Origin of the sequence: Leucobacter muris (assembly GCF_004028235.1) — a bacterium.
GTDB lineage: Bacteria > Actinomycetota > Actinomycetes > Actinomycetales > Microbacteriaceae > Leucobacter > Leucobacter muris.
Window position 1 is genome coordinate 2,148,880 of sequence record NZ_CP035037.1, and the last position, 20,600, is coordinate 2,169,479.

Annotated in this window: 17 protein-coding genes; 13 read left to right on the plus strand and 4 right to left on the minus strand. The window is 70.3% G+C overall.

Annotated elements, in window-relative coordinates; all coding sequences use genetic code 11:
* The first annotated feature begins 80 nt into the window (after positions 1 to 80).
* Positions 81 to 650, plus strand: coding sequence for a TetR/AcrR family transcriptional regulator (locus Leucomu_RS10045; RefSeq protein ID WP_128387132.1), 570 nt, complete (start codon positions 81 to 83; stop codon positions 648 to 650).
* A gap of 180 nt (positions 651 to 830) precedes the next feature.
* Here the strand turns inward: Leucomu_RS10045 and Leucomu_RS10050 are convergent, their stop codons facing one another.
* Entirely contained in the window at positions 831 to 1,439 is a 609-nt protein-coding gene (locus Leucomu_RS10050; protein ID WP_017883278.1) for a TetR/AcrR family transcriptional regulator, read from the minus strand.
* Between the two features lie 116 nt (positions 1,440 to 1,555).
* Here Leucomu_RS10050 and Leucomu_RS10055 point away from each other — a divergent pair, with 116 nt between their 5' ends.
* The 10 genes from Leucomu_RS10055 (at position 1,556) to Leucomu_RS10100 (ending at position 11,992) form a co-directional block, all read left to right on the plus strand.
* Positions 1,556 to 2,557: a phosphotransferase enzyme family protein gene (locus tag Leucomu_RS10055; protein WP_017883279.1), complete on the plus strand. Its 1,002-nt coding sequence runs from the start codon at positions 1,556 to 1,558 to the stop codon at positions 2,555 to 2,557.
* A gap of 22 nt (positions 2,558 to 2,579) precedes the next feature.
* The gene (locus Leucomu_RS10060; RefSeq protein ID WP_128387133.1) at positions 2,580 to 3,848 is read left to right on the plus strand and encodes an aspartate aminotransferase family protein; all 1,269 of its coding nucleotides are present in this window, start codon (positions 2,580 to 2,582) and stop codon (positions 3,846 to 3,848) included.
* Positions 3,849 to 3,993: 145 nt separating this feature from the next.
* Entirely contained in the window at positions 3,994 to 4,875 is an 882-nt protein-coding gene (locus tag Leucomu_RS10065; protein ID WP_128387838.1) for an AraC-like ligand-binding domain-containing protein, read from the plus strand.
* Positions 4,876 to 5,147: 272 nt separating this feature from the next.
* A complete protein-coding gene (locus Leucomu_RS10070; protein WP_017883282.1) occupies positions 5,148 to 5,966 on the plus strand; it encodes a MoaF C-terminal domain-containing protein in 819 nt (272 codons plus the stop codon).
* A gap of 45 nt (positions 5,967 to 6,011) precedes the next feature.
* On the plus strand, positions 6,012 to 7,193 hold the full coding sequence (locus Leucomu_RS10075) for an ABC transporter substrate-binding protein (RefSeq protein WP_128387134.1): 1,182 nt from the start codon (positions 6,012 to 6,014) through the stop codon (positions 7,191 to 7,193).
* 169 nt (positions 7,194 to 7,362) lie between these two features.
* Positions 7,363 to 8,238 (plus strand): branched-chain amino acid ABC transporter permease, encoded by an 876-nt coding sequence (locus Leucomu_RS10080; protein WP_128387135.1) that lies wholly within the window; start codon positions 7,363 to 7,365, stop codon positions 8,236 to 8,238.
* Complete coding sequence (locus Leucomu_RS10085) at positions 8,225 to 8,689, plus strand: hypothetical protein (RefSeq protein ID WP_228407065.1); 465 nt, start codon at positions 8,225 to 8,227, stop codon at positions 8,687 to 8,689. The genes Leucomu_RS10080 and Leucomu_RS10085 overlap by 14 nt, the downstream gene beginning before the upstream one ends.
* Positions 8,608 to 9,830, plus strand: a protein-coding gene (locus Leucomu_RS10090) for an IS3 family transposase (protein WP_128387751.1) whose coding sequence is annotated in 2 segments (ribosomal slippage) — positions 8,608 to 8,893 and positions 8,893 to 9,830 — 1,224 coding nt in all. Because the reading frame shifts where the segments join, the coding sequence is not laid out codon by codon here. Before Leucomu_RS10085 ends, Leucomu_RS10090 begins: the two co-directional genes overlap by 82 nt.
* Before the next feature lie 54 nt (positions 9,831 to 9,884).
* Positions 9,885 to 11,300 carry a branched-chain amino acid ABC transporter ATP-binding protein/permease gene (locus tag Leucomu_RS10095; protein WP_267128413.1) on the plus strand — a complete coding sequence of 472 codons (1,416 nt, stop codon included), beginning with the start codon at positions 9,885 to 9,887 and terminating at the stop codon, positions 11,298 to 11,300.
* The gene (locus Leucomu_RS10100; protein WP_128387136.1) at positions 11,297 to 11,992 is read left to right on the plus strand and encodes an ABC transporter ATP-binding protein; all 696 of its coding nucleotides are present in this window, start codon (positions 11,297 to 11,299) and stop codon (positions 11,990 to 11,992) included. The genes Leucomu_RS10095 and Leucomu_RS10100 overlap by 4 nt, the downstream gene beginning before the upstream one ends.
* A 99-nt stretch (positions 11,993 to 12,091) precedes the next feature.
* Here the strand turns inward: Leucomu_RS10100 and Leucomu_RS10105 are convergent, their stop codons facing one another.
* The 3 genes from Leucomu_RS10105 to Leucomu_RS10115 form a co-directional block, all read right to left on the minus strand.
* On the minus strand, positions 12,092 to 13,432 hold the full coding sequence (locus Leucomu_RS10105) for a SpaH/EbpB family LPXTG-anchored major pilin (protein ID WP_128387137.1): 1,341 nt from the start codon (positions 13,430 to 13,432) through the stop codon (positions 12,092 to 12,094).
* Positions 13,433 to 13,911: 479 nt separating this feature from the next.
* Positions 13,912 to 15,612, minus strand: coding sequence for an amidohydrolase (locus Leucomu_RS10110; RefSeq protein WP_128387138.1), 1,701 nt, complete (start codon positions 15,610 to 15,612; stop codon positions 13,912 to 13,914).
* A 17-nt stretch (positions 15,613 to 15,629) separates the two neighbouring features.
* On the minus strand, positions 15,630 to 16,445 hold the full coding sequence (locus tag Leucomu_RS10115; RefSeq protein WP_128387139.1) for an SDR family NAD(P)-dependent oxidoreductase: 816 nt from the start codon (positions 16,443 to 16,445) through the stop codon (positions 15,630 to 15,632).
* A gap of 306 nt (positions 16,446 to 16,751) precedes the next feature.
* Here Leucomu_RS10115 and Leucomu_RS10120 point away from each other — a divergent pair, with 306 nt between their 5' ends.
* Both Leucomu_RS10120 and Leucomu_RS10125 read left to right on the plus strand, forming a co-directional pair.
* The gene (locus Leucomu_RS10120; RefSeq protein WP_128387140.1) at positions 16,752 to 18,836 is read left to right on the plus strand and encodes a primary-amine oxidase; all 2,085 of its coding nucleotides are present in this window, start codon (positions 16,752 to 16,754) and stop codon (positions 18,834 to 18,836) included.
* Between the two features lie 103 nt (positions 18,837 to 18,939).
* Complete coding sequence (locus Leucomu_RS10125) at positions 18,940 to 20,583, plus strand: amidohydrolase (RefSeq protein WP_128387141.1); 1,644 nt, start codon at positions 18,940 to 18,942, stop codon at positions 20,581 to 20,583.
* Positions 20,584 to 20,600 lie beyond the last annotated feature (17 nt).

Here is a 20,600-nt window from a genome sequence, read left to right on the forward strand (position 1 = left end):
GTTCGCGGCGAGATCCCGCTATTCTTCGGGGAGGCACCGCGGGCTTCGCGGCGCCCGCACTCACCCCGGGAGGAGCGCGCATGGCACGCCCATCGGTCGCCGACGAGCGCCGCGAGCAGATCATCGAGGCGACCCTGCGCACCATCTCCGAGCACGGCATCAGCGGCACCACGCTCGACCGCATCGCCGACGCGGCGGGCATGTCGCGCGGGCACGTGCGCCACTTCGTCGGCAACCGGGATCGCCTGCTGCTCGACACCGCGCGCGCCTTCTACGCCGACGAGAACGGGCGGCCCGCGATCCTGCCCGCCGCCGTCGCCAGCCTCGACGGCGCGCTCGACTACCTCTTCGGCACCGAGTTCGCGGCGTCCAGCTCGGAGAACGCGATCGTGCTCGCCTTCGTGGAGCTCGCGCGCTCCACCCCCGAGATCGCCGAGGTGCTCGCCGCCGCCTACTCGTCGACGCGCGAGCGACTCGCCGCCTACATCGCCGAAGCGAAGCACGGCGCGCCGGAGGCGGCCCGCGACGCCGCCGCGCAGGGTGTGCTCTCCGCCGCCCTCGGCAACGTGTTCATCGGCGACTTCGACCGCGACGAGGGCCGCACGGCCCGCGCGCGCGCCGCGGTCGACGCGCTGCTCGCGGCACTCTAGCGACCCGACCCGATCCGCGGCCCCGGCCGAGCCCCACCCGCCGCGCTCCAGCGACCCAACCCGATCCGCAGCACCGAAAGGCGGGTTTCGCATGCCTTCCCGGGCCGGCGCATGCGTTTTCCGCCTCTCGACGAGGTCGAGCCGTCGCGGGAGGTCCCCGCTCTCGCCGCCGGCTGCCGCCTAGCGCGCGGCGAGCCCGTCGATGAGGCGGGCGAACGCGGCGAAGGCGCGATCCGCGTCCCGGTCCCCCGCGGCGACCCCCATCGCGGCCTCGCGCATCGCGCCGACCAGCAGCGCGGCCACCGCGTCGGCGTCGACCGCGGGGTCGACCTCTCCCGCGGCCTGCGCGGCCTCGAGCGCCTCGCGGATCATCACGATGCTCGCGCCCGAGCCGATGCCGCGCTCGGCGCCGTCGACGATGAGCGTGGGGCCCGACACGTTGTAGAAGTGGCCGATGCGGGGGTCGTCGGCCAGGTCGAACATGGCCCGGGCATGGGCGACGAGCCGCCCTCGCCAGTCGCTCGCCGCCGACACCGCGGCGCGGGTGCGCTCGACGAGCCCGTACCCGAGGCGGGCGTATGCGGCGCGCAGCAGCTCGTCGCGACCGCCGGGGAAGTAGGCGTAGACGGTGCCGCGCGACACCCCCGACTCGGCCGAGACCCGGTCAATCGTGGTGTCGGCGAGGCCGCTCTGACCGATGACGGCGAGCACGGCCTCGACGAGCTCTTCGCGGGTGCGCTGCTGCCGCCGCTCGCGCAGCGTGGAGGGTGCGGGGGTCGCGGACTGCATCCCCTCAGTCTAGGAGCAGAACCCCGCACTTGTGTACTCCGAGTTCAGTTTCTATACTCAGCGTATAGCTTTCTGTCGAGGGCGCGAGCCCGACAGCCTCCGCCGGAAGGAACCGCATGATCACCGTCGATCTCACCGCCGCCGCAGAGCTCGCGCGCGAAGCCCTCGCCGAGTACGACCTCGACCCCTCGGCCGAGCTCGCCCTGCTCAAGCAGCGCGAGAACTTCGTGTTCTCGCTCAGCGACGGCGGCACCGACTACGTGCTGCGCGTGCACCGCCGGGGCTACCACACCGACGACGAGCTCGGCTGCGAGCTCGACTTCGTGCGCGCGCTGCACGGCGAGGGCGTCGCGGTGCCCGACTTCGTCACGGCGCGCGACGGGCGCGGCTTCTGCGTGGTCGGGCGCGAGCACGCCGCCGGCGTCCACCAGGTCGACCTGCAGCACCTCATCCCGAACCGCGGCAGCTTCGGCGACGAGCGCACGGCGGTCGCCGGCACCGCCGACCTCGACCCGGCCGACTTCGCCGAGCTCGGCCGACTCGCAGCCGAGGTGCACCGCGCCACCGAGCAGTCGGGCTACACGATGGCGGTGCCCCGCGACGATTGGGATCTCGACGGGCTCGTCGGCCCGCAGCCCGCCTGGGGCGATCCGCTGCGGATCGAGGAGCTGCAGGGCGAGGATCGCGAGGCCGTGGTCGCCGCGATCGGGCGGATTCGCGAGGTGCTCGGCGCGTACGGCACCCCCGAGCACCGCTTCGGCCCGATCCACGCCGACCTCACCCCCGAGAACGTGCTGCGCACGGCCGACGGCCTCGTGCTCATCGACTTCGACGACTTCGCCGCCGGGTGGCACCTCTTCGACCTCGCGACCGCGCTCTACTTCTTCACCCCGCACCCCCGCTACGGCGAGTACCGCGACGCCCTCTTCGCGGGGTACGAGTCGGTGCGCCCGCTCGACGCGGCCGACCACGAGGTGTTTCCCGCGATCCTGCTGGCCCGCGGCCTCACCTACCTCGGCTGGTCGGCCGATCGCCGCGGCGAGCCGACCGCCGAGTGGCACGCCACCACCGTGCTGCCGAACATCGTGCGCCTCTCGCGCGAGCTCGTGTCCGTCTGACCCCACCATCAAGGAGCACCGCATGACCTCGAACGTCGAACTCATCGAGCGCCGCAATCGCACCATCGGCCCCTACTCGCCGCTGTTCTACACCGAGCCGCTGCAGTTCGTGTCGGCGAAGGGCGTCTGGTTCACCGAGGCGAGCGGCGACCGCTACCTCGACGGCTACAACAACGTGCCGCACGTGGGCCACTGCAACGAACGGGTCGTGTCGGCGCTGGCCCAGCAGGCCGCGACCCTCAACGTGCACACGCGCTACCTCAACGAGCGAGTGATCGACTACTCCGAGCACCTGCTCTCGACCTTCGACACCGGCCTCGACCGCGTGTTCTTCGGCAACTCGGGATCCGAGGCCAACGAGCTGGCGATCCGCATCTCCCGCCAACTGACGGGCAGCACCGGCATGATCGTGTCCGATTACAGCTACCACGGCACCACGATCACGCTCGCGGGGCTCACCACGGGCCTGAAGACGGCGACGCCGCTCGACCCGAACGTGCGCGCGCTGCGGATCCCGGATCTGGATCGCGATCCGCGCCCCGAGGCGGAGGTGCTCGCGGAGACGCTCGCCGATCTCAACGGGGCTATCGCCTCGCTGCAGGAGGCCGGCTACGGCGTGGCCGCCTGTCTCTTCGACCCCCTGTTCTCGACCGAGGGCATGCCCCGCCTACCCGAGGGGCTCGTGCAGGGCATCGTGTCGCGGGTGCGGGCCGCGGGCGGCATGGTGATCGCCGACGAGGTGCAGAGCGGCTTCGGCCGCACCGGCACCCACATGTGGGGCCACCAGTACGCCGGCATGGACGCCGACCTCGTGACCATGGGCAAGCCGATGGGCAACGGGCACCCGATGTCGGCGGTCGTGACGAGCGAGGCCGTGCTCGACGCGTTCGGCTCGACCAACGAGTTCTTCAACACCTTCGCCGGCAACCCCGTGTCGGCGGCGGTCGGAGAGGCCGTGCTGATCGAGATGGCTGAGGAGGGCCTCATGGCCCGGGCGAAGACGCTCGGCGATGAGGCCGCGGCCCGCTTCCGCGGATTCGCCGACCAGTACGACTTCGTGCGCTCGGCGAAAGGCGTGGGCATGTTCCTCGGCCTCGACTTCGCGGTCGACGGCGAGCCCGCTCCGCAGCTCGCGAAGCAGGTCGTCGAGGCGATGAAGACCCGCAAGGTGCTCATCTCGCGCATCGGCCGCGACGAGAGCGTGCTGAAGGTGCGCCCGCCGCTCGCGTTCAGCGAGACGGAGCTGCCGATCCTGCTCGGCGCTCTCGAGGAGGCCCTCGCCGAGGTTTAGGAGGTATCCTCTCGGCTAAAGGGTGTTGCATCAAAGGCGTTGCATCATGAGAAAGGTGACTGGCATGCCGACTGCAGAACAGTAGAACGCGTCTCGCGCAGAGACCCGGCCGACCCAGGTCGAGAGCCTCGGCGTGTTCCGCCGCATGATCTCGACCTCGTTCGTGCCGCTCGAGATCAGCGCGGAGCGCAGCGGCCCGTTCGCTGCGCGGCTGTGCTCGGCCGACGCCGACGACGTCGTGTTCACCGAGGTCGCGGCGAAGCCGCACCTCGTGGAGCGCACCCCCGAGACGATCGCGAACGGCGGCAGCGGCTACTACAAGGTGAGCCTGCTGCTGTCGGGCAGCAGCATCCTGGTGCAGGACGGCAAGGAGCTCGTGATGCGGCCCGGGGACCTCTCGGTGTACGACACGTCGCGGCCCTACTCGCTGCTGTTCGGCGAGGACTTCCGCAACCTCATCATGATGTTCCCGAAGGATCGGCTCGAGCTGCCGAGCGCGTTCACGGAGCAGCTGACCGCGGTCTCGCTCAGCCAGGAGCACCGGGGCGTCGCCCCCGTGATCACGGCGTTCCTATCGCAGTTCCCCGCGCAGCTCGCCCACCTCTCGGACCCGGTGCGCGCGAAGCTCGCCCACACGAGTCTCGACCTCATGGGCACGCTCTTCTCGAGCATTCTCGACGCCGAGCCGGGCCAGCGCGATCCGCATCAGGTGCTGCTGCAGAAGATCTACAGCTACATCGATCTGCACCTGTCGTCGACGGATCTCTCGCCGGGCAGCATCGCAGCGGCCCACTACATCTCGACGCGGCACCTGCACTCGCTGTTCCGGCAGGCCGACACCACGGTGTCGACCTGGATCCGCGAGCGCCGTCTCGAACGCTGCCGCGCCGACCTGCTCGATCCCGTGCTCAGCGACCGCACGGTCTCGGCGATCGCCTCCCGCTGGGGCTTCACCGATGCCGCGCACTTCAGCCGCGTGTTCAAGTCGGCGTACGGCGTCTCGCCGAGCGATCTGCGGCGCGTCTAGCGCGCTCGCCCAGAGGCCTCCCCGAGCGGTTCCGACCGCCCGGGGAGGCCTCTGTCGCGCTCCCCTCCCCGCGGGTCGCGCGCTTCCGCCGCACCCCGCGCGGACCGGACCGAAACCGAGTCGTGATACTCGTTGACCGGTAGCGCACGAAGGTTGTCGTAGGCGGTGCTCGCCGCACACCGAAGCCCTCCGACTCTCTACATTGAGAATCGTATTCCGGATACCGCGGCCTCCGCGGCCATTTCCGACTTCATCAAAGGAGACGAAGAAGAATGACCGATGCACAGATCGCCGACCTCCGCGACGAGCGCCGCGGCGTCGACGAGTGGGCCACGTACGACGAGTTCGCCGCGGGCATCGACACCTACCGCCTGCCGAACGTGTCGCTCGAGGGCCGCAGACTGGCGCTCACCCTCGACGACGGCAGCACCCTCACCGCGCGGTTCGACGCCGAGACGGCGACGTGGAGCGCGAGCGGCGTCATCGGCGCGAGCGACGCGCGCGACCCCTACGACGCCGTGCAGGTGCGCAAGGACGTCTTCTTCCTCAACCTGCCGCTGGAGTCGCGCGAGCGCGAGGCCGTGACGATCGTCTGGTCTGAGCGCACCGGCCGCGGCATCGTCGCCCACTCGCACATCGACGCCGAGCGCGTCGAGGGCGAGCCGCAGGTGAAGCAGGACTTCTACGCCGTTCAGCTCGACGGCGGCGAGGCGAGCGGCGACACCCCCGCGGAGTCGCGCGACCTGATCGGCATGCGCAACCTCTACCGCTACAGCCCCGAGCACCTGTACGAGCACGTGTACATGTCGACCGAGCGCTACGCCTGGCAGAACCTGCAGGGCGTGCAGCGCGGGCACGGCGACATGGACCTCTCGACCGTCTGGAAGCTCGACGAGGGCCTCTATCTCTTCTGCTTCCGCGAGTTCCGCATCTCGGTCGCGAGCGTCTGGCTGCACGACCTCGGCTACAACCTCATGACCACCGGCATCTTCCTCGGCATCAACGGCCGCGGCGAGTCCGAGCACTCGCGCGCAGGCGGCCACATCTACCCGCTCGGCACCGTCAAGTACCCCGACGTGCAGCCGGTCTGATCCCGATCTTCACCTCCCCCCTTCACCCATCCGAGAGGACACACCATGAAATCACGCATCCTGGGCGCCGCCGCGCTGACCGCGGCGGCCGCACTCGTGCTGAGCGGCTGCGCGGGCAGCGACGGCGGCGGTGAGGGCGCGCCGATCAAACTCGGCTCCGTCAACACCATCAGCGGCCCCGCCACGTTCCCCGAGGCCTCCGAGGCGGCTGCGGCCGTCTTCGACAAGGTCAACGCCGACGGCGGCATCAACGGGCGCCAGATCGAGTACAAGGTCACCGACGACAAGGCCGATCCGGCAACCGCCACCGCCTCCGCGCGCGAACTGGTCGGCAGCGACGAAGTGGTCGCTCTCGTCGGCGGCGCGTCGCTGCTCGACTGCGAGATCAACGCGAAGTACTACGAGCAGGAGAACGTGCGCTCGATCCAGGGCATCGGCGTCGACCCCGGCTGCTTCAACTCCCCGAACATCGCGCCGGCCAACATCGGCCCGTTCAACGACACCACGCTCACGATGCTCTACGGCTCCGAGGAGCTCGGCCTCGAGAACCTCTGCGTGCTGACGAGCGTCATCGGCTCGACCGGCCCCGCCTACCAGGCCGGCGTCGACCGCTGGAGCGACATCACCGGCAAGGAGCCGCTGTACGTCGACGACACAGTTCCCTACGGCGGCGCCGACTACACCCCCTACGTGGTGAAGGCGCGCGAGGCCGGCTGCGACGGCATCGTGACCAACAACGTCGAGCCCGACGCCATCGGCATGCTCAAGGCCGCGAACCAGCAGGGCTGGGACGACGTCACCTTCCTGATGCTCACCTCGGTGTACAGCGAGAGCTTCGCGCAGGCCGTGTCGAACAGCGCGGCCGGCGTCTACGTGCCCGCCGAGTTCTACCCCTTCACCGAGGACAGCGACGTGAACGCCGACTGGAAGGCGCTGATGGAGGAGAACGGCATCACGCTCACCTCGTTCAGCCAGGGCGGCTACCTCGCCGCGACCTTCATGGTCGAGGTGCTCGAGAGCATCGAGGGCGACATCACCCGCGAGAGCGTCAACGAGGCGCTCGCGAACATGGATCCCCTCGACAACCCGATGATCGCCTACCCCTACCAGTTCGACAAGATCGCCGCTCAGGACTACGAGCCGGGCGGCTGGCCCGTCACCCTGAAGTCGGGCACCAACGCCTGGGAGAAGGCGGCCGACGACTGGCTGATGATCCCGGCGAGCTGATGCTCCGCGCCCTGAGCCGCTCGCGGGGGCCGATCCCCACGACGGGCTCAGGGTCAGACTCACCCGGTGCGGCTGGAGCGCTTCGCTCCAGCCGCACCGGGCACCTCCGTTTCAGATCTCGAAGGATTCCCATGCTTCTCACTTCCCATCGCGCACCGGGGAGGCGGCCGTGAACGGCGGGGCCCTGCTGCAGGGCGCGCTCTCGGGCCTCGCCGCCGGCGGCGTGTACGCCGTGTTCGCGGTCACGCTCACCCTCATGTCGCGCCTCGTGCGCGTCGTCAACTTCGCGCAGGCCGCGACCGGCATGTTCGCCGCGTTCGTCGCCGTCTGGTTCGCCAGCAAGCTCGGCATGCCCGTCTGGCTCGCGACGATCGCGGGCATCCTGGTGGGTGCGCTGCTCGCCGCCATCATCGGCTGGATCGCGGCGACCTGGCTCTCGGACGCCGACCTCTCGACCCGCTCGGCGATGACCGTGGGACCCTTCCTGCTGCTGATGTCGCTCTCGTACATCCTGTTCGGCAACAAGCCGCAGCCCTTCGCGCCCATCTTCAACGGCCCCGCGTTCACGGTCACCGGCGTCGTGGTGAGCTGGGTCACCGTCATCACCGTCTCGCTCGCGATCCTGGTCGCGGTCGCCGCGGCGCTCGTGCTGCGCAAGACGACCATCGGCACCAAGCTGCGCGCGCTCTCCGACCGCCCCACCACGGCCGAGCTCATCGGCATCTCGTCGAAGCCGCTGGCCATCGGGGTATGGGCGGTGACGGGCGCGATCAGCGCCGTCACGATCCTCATCATCGCGCCGACGCAGTCGAACGACGCGGTGACCCTCTCGATGCTCATCATCCCCGCCGCCGCGGCGGCGCTGCTCGGCGGCTTCAAGCGCCTCGATCTCGCGGTCGTCGGCGGTCTGCTGCTCGGCCTCATCAACGGCATGGTCGCGCAGATCAACGAGCTGGCGCTCGTTCGCAACTTCGTGCCGCTCATCTTCATCGTCATCCTGCTGCTGTGGTCGCAGCGAAAGGAGGTGTGGGATGCTGCTCGCTAATCGGCGCCTGCGCCATGTTCTGCCCATCGCCATCGCGATCCTCGGGATCGGCATCGGCTGGGCGCTGAGCGTCGGGCTCTCCGGCTACGTCGTGTACCTGGCCATCAGCATGGTCACCGCGACGATCTCGCTGCTCGGTCTCGGCATCGTCACCGGGTCGGCCGGGATCATCGCGCTCTGCCAGCTCACCTTCAGCGCGATCGGCGCGTGGGTGGTCACATTCCTCAACAAGAACGAGGCCCCCGGCGGTTTCATCGTCTGGCTGCTCGCGGGGGCGGTCGTGGCCGCAGTCGCGGGCGTGCTGCTCGGCCTGCCCGCACTGAATTGGCCTGGTTTGAGTTCCGATCTTTATACAAGGATGGAACTACGATGCCAAGCAAATATGACCCTGAACTTCGCCAGCGCGCACTTCGGATGCTCGCCGAAGCCCGTCCCGAGCACGAGTCGCTGACCGCGGCCTGCCGACACGTCGGTGGGCTCCTCGGAGTGAGCCCGGAGACGCTGCGCGTGTGGCAGCGCCGCTACGACATCGATACCGGCGCGAAGCCTGGCACCTCGATCGATATGGCCCAGGAGAACCGGCGGTTACGCCGCGAGGTGAGCGAGCTCCGTAAGGCCAACGAGGTACTCAAAGCCGCGAGCGTGTTTTTCGCGAAGGAACTCGACCGGCCACGAACGAAATGATCAGATTCATCGACGAGTACCGTGATCGTTTCGGGGTCGAGTTCCTCTGTCGTACGCTGCGTGCGGCAGTTCGTGGGTTCCTCACCTCCCGCGGATACCGGGCCGCGAAAGCCCGGTCGGCCTCAGCCAGGCAGCTGCGCGACGAGTTGCTCCTCCCTGAGATCCGGCGGCTCCACGCGAAGCACTATGGCGTGTACGGGCGCCGGAAGATGCATGCCCTGCTGAAGCGTGAGGGGTGGAAGATCGGCCGCGACCAGACCGAGCGTCTGATGCGGCTCGCCGGCGTGCGCGGGGTACGGAAATCAAAGCGCGTGTTCACCACACGCCCTAACAAAACGGCGGCACTGCCTGCCGATCTCGTCAACCGGAGATTCGCCGCTGACGGGCCGCGCAAGCTCTGGGTGTGCGACGTGACCTACGTCGCCACCTGGTCTGGGTTCGCCTATGTCGCGTTCGTCACTGACGTGTACTCGCGCAGAATCGTGGGCTGGAATGTCGCTGCGACGCTGAAATCTGAGGTTCTGCCGATGCAGGCACTCGATATGGCTGCGTGGCAATCGGGCGGCAGGCTCGATGGCCTGATCCATCACGCCGATCACGGGTCGAATTACACCGCCATGGTCTATACGGATCGCATTGCGGAACTCGGAGCAGTGCCCTCGACCGGGACGGTCGGCGACAGTTTTGACAATGCCATGGCTGAGGCGGTCAACAACCTCTACAAGACCGAACTGATCCGACAGCAGGGCCCCTGGCGGACGGTTGAGCAGGTCGAACTCGCGACCCTCGAATACGTGTGGTGGTGGAACCATGAGCGCCTTCACGGGGAGCTCGATATGCGTACCCCGATCGAGGTCGAGCAGGCCTACTATACTGAGGCCGAGGAACTTCTGTCACCGACAGGTTGACAGGAAAACCGGTCGGAACTCAAACCAGGCCAATTCACACTGCGCCTGCGCGGCGTGAACCTCGCGGTCGTCACGCTCGGCGCCGCCGCGGCGGTCGACGTGCTGCTCGTGCAGACCCAGTTCCCCGGGCAGCAGGAGGGGCTCTCGGTCGAGCGCCCCGGCCTGTTCTCGAGCGACCGCGAGTACTTCTTCTTCGCGATGATCGTGCTCGTCGTCTGCATCTACCTGGTGTTCCTGCTGCAGCGCAGCCGGGCCGGCAGCAGCTGGAAGGCCGTGGCCTTCTCGGAGCGCGGCACCGCGGCGGTCGGCCAGAGCGTGCGCATGGCGAAGCTCTCGGCGTTCGCGGTGAGCGCCGCCCTCGGCGGCGTCTCGGGCGGCCTGCTCGCGGGCCAGGTGGGCATTCCCTACGCCTCGAGCTTCACGCCCATCATGTCGATCGCGTTCTACATCCTCGCGGTGATGAGCGGCACCTACCTCATCGACATGGCCATCTTCGGCGGCGTGCTGTGGGTGCTCGTGCCCGAGCTGCTGAAGCGCTGGGGCGTGCCTCAGGACTGGGGCTTCGTGATCTTCGGCCTGCTCGGCATCCAGGCGATCACGGGCGGCTCGAACCTCGGCGAGGTGATCCGCAGCGGCTTCCGCGCTCGCGCGAGGAAACGGCGCGCCGCGCGGGTCGAGACCGCCTCGAACGAGGTGGGGACGACGGCGCTCGACGTGTTCGCGGTGCCCGAGGCCGCCGAGCCGATCCCCGCCGATGCGGCGCCGGTGCTCGAGGTGCGCGGCCTGGGCGTGCAGTTCGGCAGCCTCAAGGCGAACGACGACGTGTCGCTGCAGGTGCGGCCGCGCTCCATCATGGGCCTCATCGGGCCGAACGGCGCCGGCAAGTCGACCTTCGTCGACGCGGTGAGCGGCTTCCTGCCCCAGCACACCGGCACCGTGCTGCTCGACGGCGAGGACATCACGCGGCTCTCCCCGGTGGCCCGCGCCCGCAAGGGCCTGCGCCGCACCTTCCAGCAGGATCGGGTGCCGCCGCAGCTGTCGGTCGAGGCGTACGTGCGCTTCGTGGCGCGCCAGCGCCTCGACCACGACGAGCTCGCCGATGCCCTCGCGTTCCTCGGCTGCCCTCCCCCGGAGGAGCAGCTGGCGAACGTCGACGTGGGCACGCGCCGGCTCATCGAGGTCGCCGCGGCGGTGCTGTCTGGCCCGCGCGTGCTGATCCTCGACGAGCCGGCGGCGGGTCTCTCCCACGAGGAGCACCTGCAGTTCGGCCACCGTCTCACTCGGATCCCGTCGCGCTTCGACACCGCGATCGTGGTCATCGAGCACGACCTCGATCTGGTGCGCTCGGTGTGCACCGAGCTCACCGTGCTCGACTTCGGCAAGGTGCTCGCTCAGGGCCCGACGCGCGAGGTGCTGGACGATCCCGCCGTGATCGCGGCCTACATGGGAGATGCGGAGATGACGCAATGAACGAACTGCAACTGAGCGGTGTGACCGTGCGCCGCGGGGCCGGGCCGGTCGTCTCAGAGGTCGATCTCACCCTGCAGGAGGGGCGGATCGTCACCCTCGTGGGGCCGAACGGCGCGGGCAAGACGAGTCTGCTCGAGTCGGTCTCGGGAGTGATCGGGCACGCGAGCGGCGACATCACCGTCGACGGCGAGTCGATCGCGAAGTGGAGCCGGGTGCAGCGCTCGCGCGCGGGCATCGCCCACATCGAACAGGGGCGCGCCATCTTCCCCTCGCTCACCGTGCGCGAGAACCTGCTGCTGACGGCGAAGAACGATGCCGGCGTGCAGGAGGTGATGCAGTCGTTCCCCGAGCTCGAGAAGCGCATCGACTCGCAGTCGGTGCTGCTTTCGGGCGGCGAGCAGCAGATGCTCGTGCTCGCCCGGGCGTTCGCCTCGAAGCCGCGGTTCCTGCTGATCGACGAGATGTCGCTCGGTCTCGCGCCCGTGGTGTTCATGCGGTTGCTGCCGCTGATCCAGCAGATCGCAGCCTCGGGCGTGGGCGTGCTGCTCGTCGAGCAGTTCACGCATCTCGCGCTGGGCATCGCCGACGACGCGATGGTGGTGGCGAGCGGCCGGGTGAGTCACCCGCAGGGTCCGGCGAAGGCGCTCGCCGAGGACGAGGCGCTGCTGCGGCAGGCGTACCTGGGAGGCTGAGCCGCGCCGCCTCCGGCGCGGGTGAGAGATCCGGCTTCGATGAGACCAGTTCCTCGGTTCTGGTCTCACCGAAGCCGGATCTCTCGCGTCAGCGGCCCCTCACACTGCGGCGGCGGTCTTCGTGCGGCGTCCGAACACCGCGAACAGTACACCGCCCGCGATGAGGATCGCGCCCGCGGCACCGATCGTGATGCCGCCAGCACCGCCCAGCACGGGCAGTGCCCCGGCCTCCCGCTGACGGTTCTCGATGCTCACGATCGAGCCCGCGCCCGACGGGTTGCGACCCGGGTGCACAGTGATCTCGATCGGCTCGCCGCTCGCGACGTAGCCCGCCGGAGCGCTCGTCTCCACCAACCAGTACTTCACACCCGCCGGCGACGACTTCAGGCCGCGGATCACCGCGAAACCGTGGTCGGCGCCCTGATCGGCCGTGACGAACGTCTTGCCGTCCTCGCTCACCCCGGAGCCCTCGGCGAACTCCAGCGCACCGGTCACCGGCAGGCCCGCTTCCACCTGCGCCACCGCGTCGCGGGCGGCGCCCTCGGACTCGAACACCTGGAACCCCGCGCCCGCGAGCCGATCCGCCTGTTCGGCGGGATCGCCACCCTCGATCATCCTGTTCACCCGCGCCGAGCCCCAGTACGTCCGGGTGGTAGACGCGTTCAGGTGCTCGTCGTTCAGCCAGAGCGCCGCGTTGTTCGCGAGCTCTCCCCTCGTCGGCACCGAGGCGACGCGGGTCGCGAGCGTGAAGTCGACCTGAGCCCCGTCCCCCGCCGTGCGCAGCGCGTCGAGCCCGGGCTGCTCCATCCGCATCCAGACGCTCGTGGGTGACGGCTCGATCGTGAAGTCGCCGGGCGCCGAGAGCTCGATCGGCGGGCCGGCGGTCGGCCGAATCGTGACGGTCGGCGCAGGATCGTCGGCGTAGACGAGACCGGAGGGGAGGATGTCCAGCACCTCGTACTGATGCGGCGCGGGCGTCACGTGCGGCACGTTGCCGGTGATCGTCCACTTCACGAGATCGCCGAGCGCGTGCGCGGCGCCGTCGTCGACCGTCTTCACGACCCCCGGGGCGATCGCCTTCGGGTAGGCGTGAATGTCGTAGTTGAAGACGCCGGGCTGCTGCGTGGGCATCGGCGCCGTGACGAGGAACGGCTGCACGTCGCTCGTCATCGACGCCGGCTTCTCCACCTGCTGCACCAGGTACAGCCCCACGCGAAGCGCGCGGAGCGTGACCGTGCCGGCGGCGGGCCCATCGCCTCCCGTCGTGCCCCGCCACACCGGCACCAGCGTAGGCGAGGCCGCCGCGAGCGCGGCGGGGTCGTCGAGGTAGGGCTGGACCATCGCCCACCCCGCGTCGGTCGTCAGATCGACGGGCACCCCGCCGATCTCGGTGACCCGCTCGAATTCGAACGTGACGCCTTTGACGGGGAACGATCCCATCGGGCAGCGCGGGCAGTTCCGACCCGTCGCCCGGGACGCCAGTCGGCGGTGTCGGCTGGGTCAGCACGTGCACCGTCAGCGTGCCGATCCGATCCGGGTCGATGTCGTCCGGCGCGGCCTGAGCCGCGGGGGCCGCGCCTCCCACCAGCGCGGCCGCGCCGATACCGAGCGCGGCGACAGCCGCGAGCGCAGTGCTCCATCGTGTGCGGGTTCTCGGCATGCGGTCTTCCTCTCGTCGTGCGGGCATCGACGCGCGAGCACCCCGATCCGGGCGTCTCGCACGCGGGCAGGCCCGACCCGGCGATCACGCGCCCGCTCCCCCCGCTTCGGCGCCTCGAGCGGATCACCACTCGTGCGGCCGAGCGCACACACTTCACCTGATGGAGCCATAGCTCGCGCTCAGGATAGCGACGACTTCAACCCCCGCGCACGGCGATAGGAGTTTTCACCCAGCCCCGCTCGGCGCGGGAAGACGGCGCTCACCCGCGCTCGTAGACCGGGGCTCCTCCGAAGAGCGTCAGATCGACGCGCAGCTCGGTGAGGCGCTCGGGGTCGACAGATGCGGGATCGCCGTCGAGCACCACCAGGTCGGCGACCTTGCCGGGCTCGAGCGACCCGCGCCACCGCTCGGCGAAGCTCTGCCTCGCGGCGTTCGTCGTGTACGCGCGCAGTGCCGTCTCGAGGCCGACCCGCTGCTCGGGCCCCGACACCCGGCCCGTCGCCTTCGAGCGGCGCGTCATCATGCCGGCCACGCCCGCGAGCCAGTCCGGCGCGGTGACGGGGGCGTCCGAGCTCGCGCAGAACGTCGCCCCCGACTCCGCGGCCGATCGTGTGGGCCACTGCCTCGCCGAGAGCTCCTCGCCCACCACCGAGTCCATGAGGTCGGTGATCTGGGCCTTGATGCCCGGGTTCATGTTCACGCCGTACCCGCGCTCGCCGAGCTGCGCGAGGCGCTCGTCCGAGATGAAGTCGCCGTGGATCACGTAGTGGCGGGCGTCGTCACGCGGGTGCCGCTCGTTCGCCTCGACGAAGGCGTCGACCGTGATGTCGATGCCGTGATCGCCCGTCACATGCACGCCCGCCTGCAGCCCCAGCCGGTGCACGGCGTCGATCGCCCGGCGCAGCTCGGCCTCCTGCAGCGGCTCCGAGGCACCGTGCACGCAGAGTGCGCCGTGCCCCTGCGACGGCCCGTAAGGCTCGTACATGTACGCGGTCTCGTTGGGAGGCACGCCGTCGGCGAACAGCTTGACGCCGATCACATTCAGCAGCCGCGGGTCGGTCTCGCCGAGACCCGCCTGTTGCTCGCGCACGCGCGTCTCGAGGCGATCCGCCGTCTCCCCCATCGCGAGCGGCAGCATCAGCACCGAGACCCGCGCCGTCAGCTCCCCGCTCGCGACGAGCTCCTCGTAGGCGCGGATCGCGTCGCCCCCGAGCGCCCCGCCGAGCACCCCCTCGCCGCCCGGGCCGAGACCCGGCTCGGTGTACGCCGTGATGCCGAGCGCATTGAGCCGCCGCACCGCGTCGGCGATCGCGCGCTTGCGGGTCTCGTAGTCGGGTCGCGGGATGATCGACTGCACGAGATCCTGCGCTCCCTCGCGCAGGATCCCCGTCGGCTCGCCGCTCTCGTCGCGGTCGATCACGCCGCCGGCGGGCGCGACCGTGTCTCGGTCGACGCCCGCGAGGCGTAGCGCAGCGCTGTTGACGAGCACCATGTGGCCCGAGAAATCGGTGAGGCAGACGGGATGATCGGGCGAGACGCCGTCGATGTCGGAACGGTGCGGGATCGCGCGCTCGCCGTCGAGGCACTCGCGCAGGTAGCCCACGTCCCACCCCTGGCCGACGATCCAGTCGCCCGGCGGGGTCGTGCCGGCGGCGCCCCGCACCGTCTCCACGATCTCGGCGATCGAGCGCACCGCGGGGTACGACAGGTCGAGGGAGTACGGCGGGCTGCCGATGCCCCACGCCGCCCCGTGCAGATGGGAGTCGTCGATGCCGGGGAGCACCGCCCTCCCCGCGAGCTCCACCACGCGGGTTCCCGGCCCGATGAGATCCGAGACCTCGTCGTCGCCGCCCGTCGCGAGCACCGCCCCGTCGCGCAGGGCGATCGCCTGCGCCACGGTGAACCCCTCATCGAGGGTGTAGACCCTGCCGCCCCGCAGTACGGTATCCGCGAACTCCATCACGCCGCCTCCCGCCCTCACATGCCGACGTGCTCGAACGCCAGCGTCGGCAGATCGACCACGTGGGCGCCGCCGTCGGCCATGATCACGGCCCCGGTGATGTACGACGACTCGTCCGAGCCGAGGAAGCGCACCACCGAGGCGATCTCCTCGGGCTCCCCCGCCCGCTTCAGCGGCACGTCGCGGGTCACGCGGCCGTAGGCCTCCTCGCGGCTCGCGATCTCGGGCACGTGCTCCATGAACTCGTCCATCTCGGCGTCGGCCATGGGGGTGCGCGTCCAGCCCGGGCAGACGGCGTTCACGCGCACGCCGTGCACGCCGTAGTCGCGGGCCATCGAGCGGGTGAGGCCGATGAGCGCGTGCTTCGTGGTGGTGTAACCGGCGACCTTCGGGCCCGCGAACACGCCCGCGAGCGACGAGATGACCACGATCTGCCCGCGGCTCTCGATGAGCGACGGCAGCGTCTCGCGTGACATCGTGAACGCCGTCGTCAGGTTCACGGTGATCGACGACTCCCAGGTCTCGTCATCGGTGTCGCCCACCGGGTTGAAGCCGTGACCGCCGGCGTTGGCGATCAGCACGTCGATGCGGCCGAACCGCTCGAGGATCGCGGCGACCGCCGCGCGGGCCGACTCGCCGTCGGCCGCGTCCGCCGCGATCGCTGTGCCGCCGAGCCTCGCGGCGACCTCCTCGATGGGCCCGAGACGGCGGCCGATGAGCACGACGTGCGCGCCCTCGCTCGCGTAGCGCTCGGCGACGGCCGCGCCGATCCCGGTTCCGCCGCCCGTGATGACGACCACTCGTCCCTGAACACCGTCGTTCTGCTCTGCCATGAGGTTCCTTTCGCCCGAGGCCGGTTCTCGCGGGCCTCAGCGCCCGCTCTCCCCTCATCCTGACGGCTTCCCGGCGCGGCGACGAGGGGGTGGGCGCTCGCAGCCCATCACTCTTCCCGCTGAGTCAACTGCGGGGCGCCGTCGCGGACGGCCGCGGAGACCCCGCCGGGGGCATCGTTCCCCCAGCGTCAACCGCACAGCGCCCACGGTCAACGGCGGCCGCGCTTCGAGCTATCCAAATGCCAAGCCGCTTGGGATGCTGAGAAGCGGATGTTCAGATCGGTCCCCACGACGAGGATGTTTTCAATGACGCACGCCCCCGCCAGCCGGCACCTGCCCGACGCCACTCACACCCACGGCAAACGGGTGACCACACTCGAGACGGCCGCGCATCCGCTCGACCCGCTCACGGGCGCCGAGATCGCCGAAGCCCGCCGCATCCTCGCCGAGGCCGACCACTTCACCGAGCACACGCGCGTGCCGCGCATGCTCCCCGTCGACCCCGCGAAGGCCGACCTCGCCGCGTGGCGCCCGGGCGATCCCCTCGACCGCCGCATCCGCGTCACGCTGCTCGACCGCAGCACGGGTGTCGCATCCGAGGCGATCGTCGCCGTCACGCGCGGCGAGATCGACAGCCTGCGGGTGCTGCCCAACACCGAGGAGCCCTACGGCCAGCCGCAGTACCTCTTCGAGGAGTACGAGGACGCCGCCGCGATCGTGAAGGCCTCCCCCGAGTGGCAGGCCGCCATGCGGCGGCGCGGGCTCGAAGCGCACATGGACCTCGCCTTCTGCTCGCCGCTCGCGCCCGGCTTCTTCGCCCGCGACGACGAGGTCGGCCGCCGCATCGTGCGCTCCCACACCTACCTGCGCTTCTCCGAGACCGACAGCCCCTGGGCCCACCCGATCGAGGGCCTCGTCGTGCACGTCGACCTCACCGAGCGCCGCGTGATCCGCATCGACGACGAGGGCGACGTGCCCGTGCCCGAGCAGCACGGCAACTACACCCTCGACGTGCAGGGGCCCGCCCGCACGAGCCTCAAGCCCATCGAGATCACCCAGCCCGAGGGCCCGTCGTTCTCGGTCGACGGCAGCCTCGTGCAGTGGGAGAACTGGAAGTTCCGAGTGGGCTTCACCCAGCAGGAGGGTCTGGTGCTCAACCAGATCTCCTTCCGCGACGGCGACGAGGATCGCTCGGTCGCCCACCGCGCCAGCGTGCCCGAGATGGTCGTGCCCTACGGCGACACCTCGGTGAGCCGCTACTGGATCAGCTACTTCGACGCCGGGGAGTACCTGCTCGGCAAGAACGCGAACTCGCTCGCGCTCGGCTGCGACTGCCTGGGCGTGATCCACTACTTCGACGCGTTCGTGCCCGACGACCACGGCAACCCGGTGAGCATTCCGCAGGCCGTCTGCATGCACGAAGAGGACTACGGCATCCTCTGGAAGCACACCGACCTCGACGGCAACGCCGAGACGCGCCGCAGCCGACGCCTCGTCGTCAGCTACTTCGCCACGATCGGCAACTACGACTACGGCTTCTTCTGGTACTTCTACCTCGACGGCTCGATCCAGGTCGAGGCGAAGGCCACCGGCATCGTCTTCGCGGGCGCCGGCGTGCCCGGATCCGACAACCCGCACGCCCCCGAGATCGCACCCGGCATCTTCACGCCGGTGCACCAGCACCTCTTCTGCGCGCGCATCGACGTCGCCGTCGACGGCGAGGACAACACCCTGCACGAGATCGAGGCTGTGCGCATCCCCACGGGGCCGGACAACCCCCACGGCAACGCGTTCACCTGGTCGGACACGCAGCTGGCGAGCGAGCAGCAGGCGCAGCGCATCGCGAACGGCCTCACAGGCCGCGTCTGGGAGGTGCGATCAGCGCACCGCACGAACGCCGTGGGCAAGCCCACCGCCTACTGGCTGATCCCCGAGGGCAAGATGCTGCTCGCAGCGCAGCCCGAGTCGACGGTGCACGGCCGCGCCAACTTCGCCACCCGGCACCTCTGGGGCACGCAGTACGACCCCGAGCAGCTCTACCCCGCCGGCTTCCATCCGGGCGCCCACGCCCCGGGCGCGGGTCTGCCCGAGTGGACGAGGGCCGACCGCTCGCTCGACGGCGAAGACCTCGTGCTGTGGCACGTCTTCGGCCCCACCCACATCCCGCGCCCCGAGGACTGGCCGATCATGCCGGTCGACTACTCGGGTTTCTGGTTCAAGCCGCACGGCTTCCTCGACCAGAACCCCGCCATGAACCTTCCCGAGGACGCGCGAGCCGGGGCCGCGTGCGGCACCGACGCCGCGGGCGGCTGCTGCGCGCAAACCGGCTGCGGCTGCTGCGCGGGCGAGGCCTGCCGCTGCGGCGGCGCCGACTGCGCCTGCGGCAAGTAACGGCCGCGCCTCCGAGCCCGTCGCAGGCGCAGCATCGCCCGCACCTCTGCTCGACGGGCTCGGGGCACCACCGCTCACCCACCCACACACCAAGGAGTCAACGATGACCACTCAGCCCGAGCTGATCCTCACCGGGGGACGCATCTACACCGTCGATCCCGCGAACCCCTGGGCCGAGGCGATCGCGGTCGCCTCGGGCCGCATCGTCGCGGTCGGATCGGCCGCCGAGGTCGGCGCTCTCGCGCGCCCCGGCACCGAGGTGCGGCAGCTGGGCGGCGCCTTCGTCATGCCCGGCCTCATCGACGCGCACAACCACCACGCGATCGCCGGCGAGGAGGAGCTGTTCCAGCTGCGCCTGCCGATCGGCGCGCACCTCGACGGCATCGTTTCCGCCGTGCGCGAGCACGCCGCCGCCCTGCCCGAGGGCGCGTGGATCGTGGGCGGGCCGTGGGCGAGCGACCGCCTGGGCGAGATCAGCACGGCCGACGCCCTGGCGCAGCTCGACGAGGCCGCCGGCGGGCGCCCCGTCATGCTCTCCGACGACTCGCACCACAACCGCTGGGTCAACTCGCGGGCACTCGAACTGGCGGGCGTCGAGGCCGGGCACGACGGCGTGGTGGTCGACGCCGACGGCCGCCTCACGGGCGTGCTGTTCGAAGCCGCCGGGATCCCGGTCGCCCGCGCGCACCGCGCCGCGGGCGGGCTCACCCCCGCGCAGGACCGCCAGGCGTCGCAGCGCGGCGTCGAGATCCTCAACTCGTTCGGTGTGACCGCGTTCCAGGACGCCGCGGTATCGGCGCCCACCCTCGAGGCGCTGCGCTCACTCGACGCGAGCGGCGACCTCAACGCCTGGGTCGTCTCGTCGATGCTCATCAACGACGACATCTTCGGCTACACCCCCATCGGCGAGGATCTCGTCTTCGACGGCGAGCGGTACCGCACCGAGCACCACCGGCCCGACTTCGTGAAGATCTTCCTCGACGGCGTGCCGCCCACCCGCACGGGCGCCTTCATCGAGCCCTACCTGCCCGACGACGTGCACGGCGCGCACCACCACGGTGAGACCCTGCTGAAGCCCGAGGAGCTCACCGACTGGCTGCGCCGCGTCGCCCAGCGGGGCATCTCGGCGAAGATCCACTGCACGGGCGACGCCTCCGTGCACGCCGTGCTGAACTCGGTCGAGACGCTGCGCCGCGAGGGCTTCTCCGACACGCGCTACCACGTCGCCCACGGCCAGTTCGTCCACCCCGACGACATCTCGCGCTTCGCCGAGCTGGGCGTCGTCGCCGAGATCTCGCCCTTCATCTGGGTGCCCGGTCCCATCGTCGACGCGATCCGCGAGGTGCTGCCGCGCGAGCGCGCCGACCGCATCCAGCCCAACCGCGACCTGCTCGACGCGGGCGCCGTCGTGGCGGGTGGCTCGGACTGGCCGGTCTCGGTCTCGCCCAACGCGTGGGAGGGCATCCACGGCCTCGTCACCCGCGAGGATCCGAGCGGGCAGTACCCCGGCACGCTGTGGCCCGAGCAGGCGATCACCCTCGATGAGGCCATCGCCGCGTTCACCATCGGCGGCGCGAGCGCCCTCGGGATCTCGGACGAGACCGGTTCGCTCGAAGCCGGCAAGTCGGCCGACTTCGTGCTGCTGGATCGCGACCCCTTCGAGCGCCCCGCCGGGCAGCTCGTGCAGACCACCGTCGACGAGACCTGGTTCGCCGGTCGCCGCGTCTACGCGCGCGACGAGCAGTGAGCCGAGAACGGAGAACC

What these genes read in the sequence shown, in the direction of transcription:
- Leucomu_RS10045 (WP_128387132.1), top strand. Translation starts at nt 81, where the DNA reads ATGGCACGCCCATCGGTCGCCGACGAGCGCCGCGAGCAGATCATCGAG.
- Leucomu_RS10050 (WP_017883278.1), bottom strand. Translation starts at nt 1,439, where the DNA reads ATGCAGTCCGCGACCCCCGCACCCTCCACGCTGCGCGAGCGGCGGCAG.
- Leucomu_RS10055 (WP_017883279.1), top strand. Translation starts at nt 1,556, where the DNA reads ATGATCACCGTCGATCTCACCGCCGCCGCAGAGCTCGCGCGCGAAGCC.
- Leucomu_RS10060 (WP_128387133.1), top strand. Translation starts at nt 2,580, where the DNA reads ATGACCTCGAACGTCGAACTCATCGAGCGCCGCAATCGCACCATCGGC.
- Leucomu_RS10065 (WP_128387838.1), top strand. Translation starts at nt 3,994, where the DNA reads ATGATCTCGACCTCGTTCGTGCCGCTCGAGATCAGCGCGGAGCGCAGC.
- Leucomu_RS10070 (WP_017883282.1), top strand. Translation starts at nt 5,148, where the DNA reads ATGACCGATGCACAGATCGCCGACCTCCGCGACGAGCGCCGCGGCGTC.
- Leucomu_RS10075 (WP_128387134.1), top strand. Translation starts at nt 6,012, where the DNA reads ATGAAATCACGCATCCTGGGCGCCGCCGCGCTGACCGCGGCGGCCGCA.
- Leucomu_RS10085 (WP_228407065.1), top strand. Translation starts at nt 8,225, where the DNA reads ATGCTGCTCGCTAATCGGCGCCTGCGCCATGTTCTGCCCATCGCCATC.
- Leucomu_RS10100 (WP_128387136.1), top strand. Translation starts at nt 11,297, where the DNA reads ATGAACGAACTGCAACTGAGCGGTGTGACCGTGCGCCGCGGGGCCGGG.
- Leucomu_RS10105 (WP_128387137.1), bottom strand. Translation starts at nt 13,432, where the DNA reads ATGGGATCGTTCCCCGTCAAAGGCGTCACGTTCGAATTCGAGCGGGTC.
- Leucomu_RS10110 (WP_128387138.1), bottom strand. Translation starts at nt 15,612, where the DNA reads ATGGAGTTCGCGGATACCGTACTGCGGGGCGGCAGGGTCTACACCCTC.
- Leucomu_RS10115 (WP_128387139.1), bottom strand. Translation starts at nt 16,445, where the DNA reads ATGGCAGAGCAGAACGACGGTGTTCAGGGACGAGTGGTCGTCATCACG.
- Leucomu_RS10120 (WP_128387140.1), top strand. Translation starts at nt 16,752, where the DNA reads ATGACGCACGCCCCCGCCAGCCGGCACCTGCCCGACGCCACTCACACC.
- Leucomu_RS10125 (WP_128387141.1), top strand. Translation starts at nt 18,940, where the DNA reads ATGACCACTCAGCCCGAGCTGATCCTCACCGGGGGACGCATCTACACC.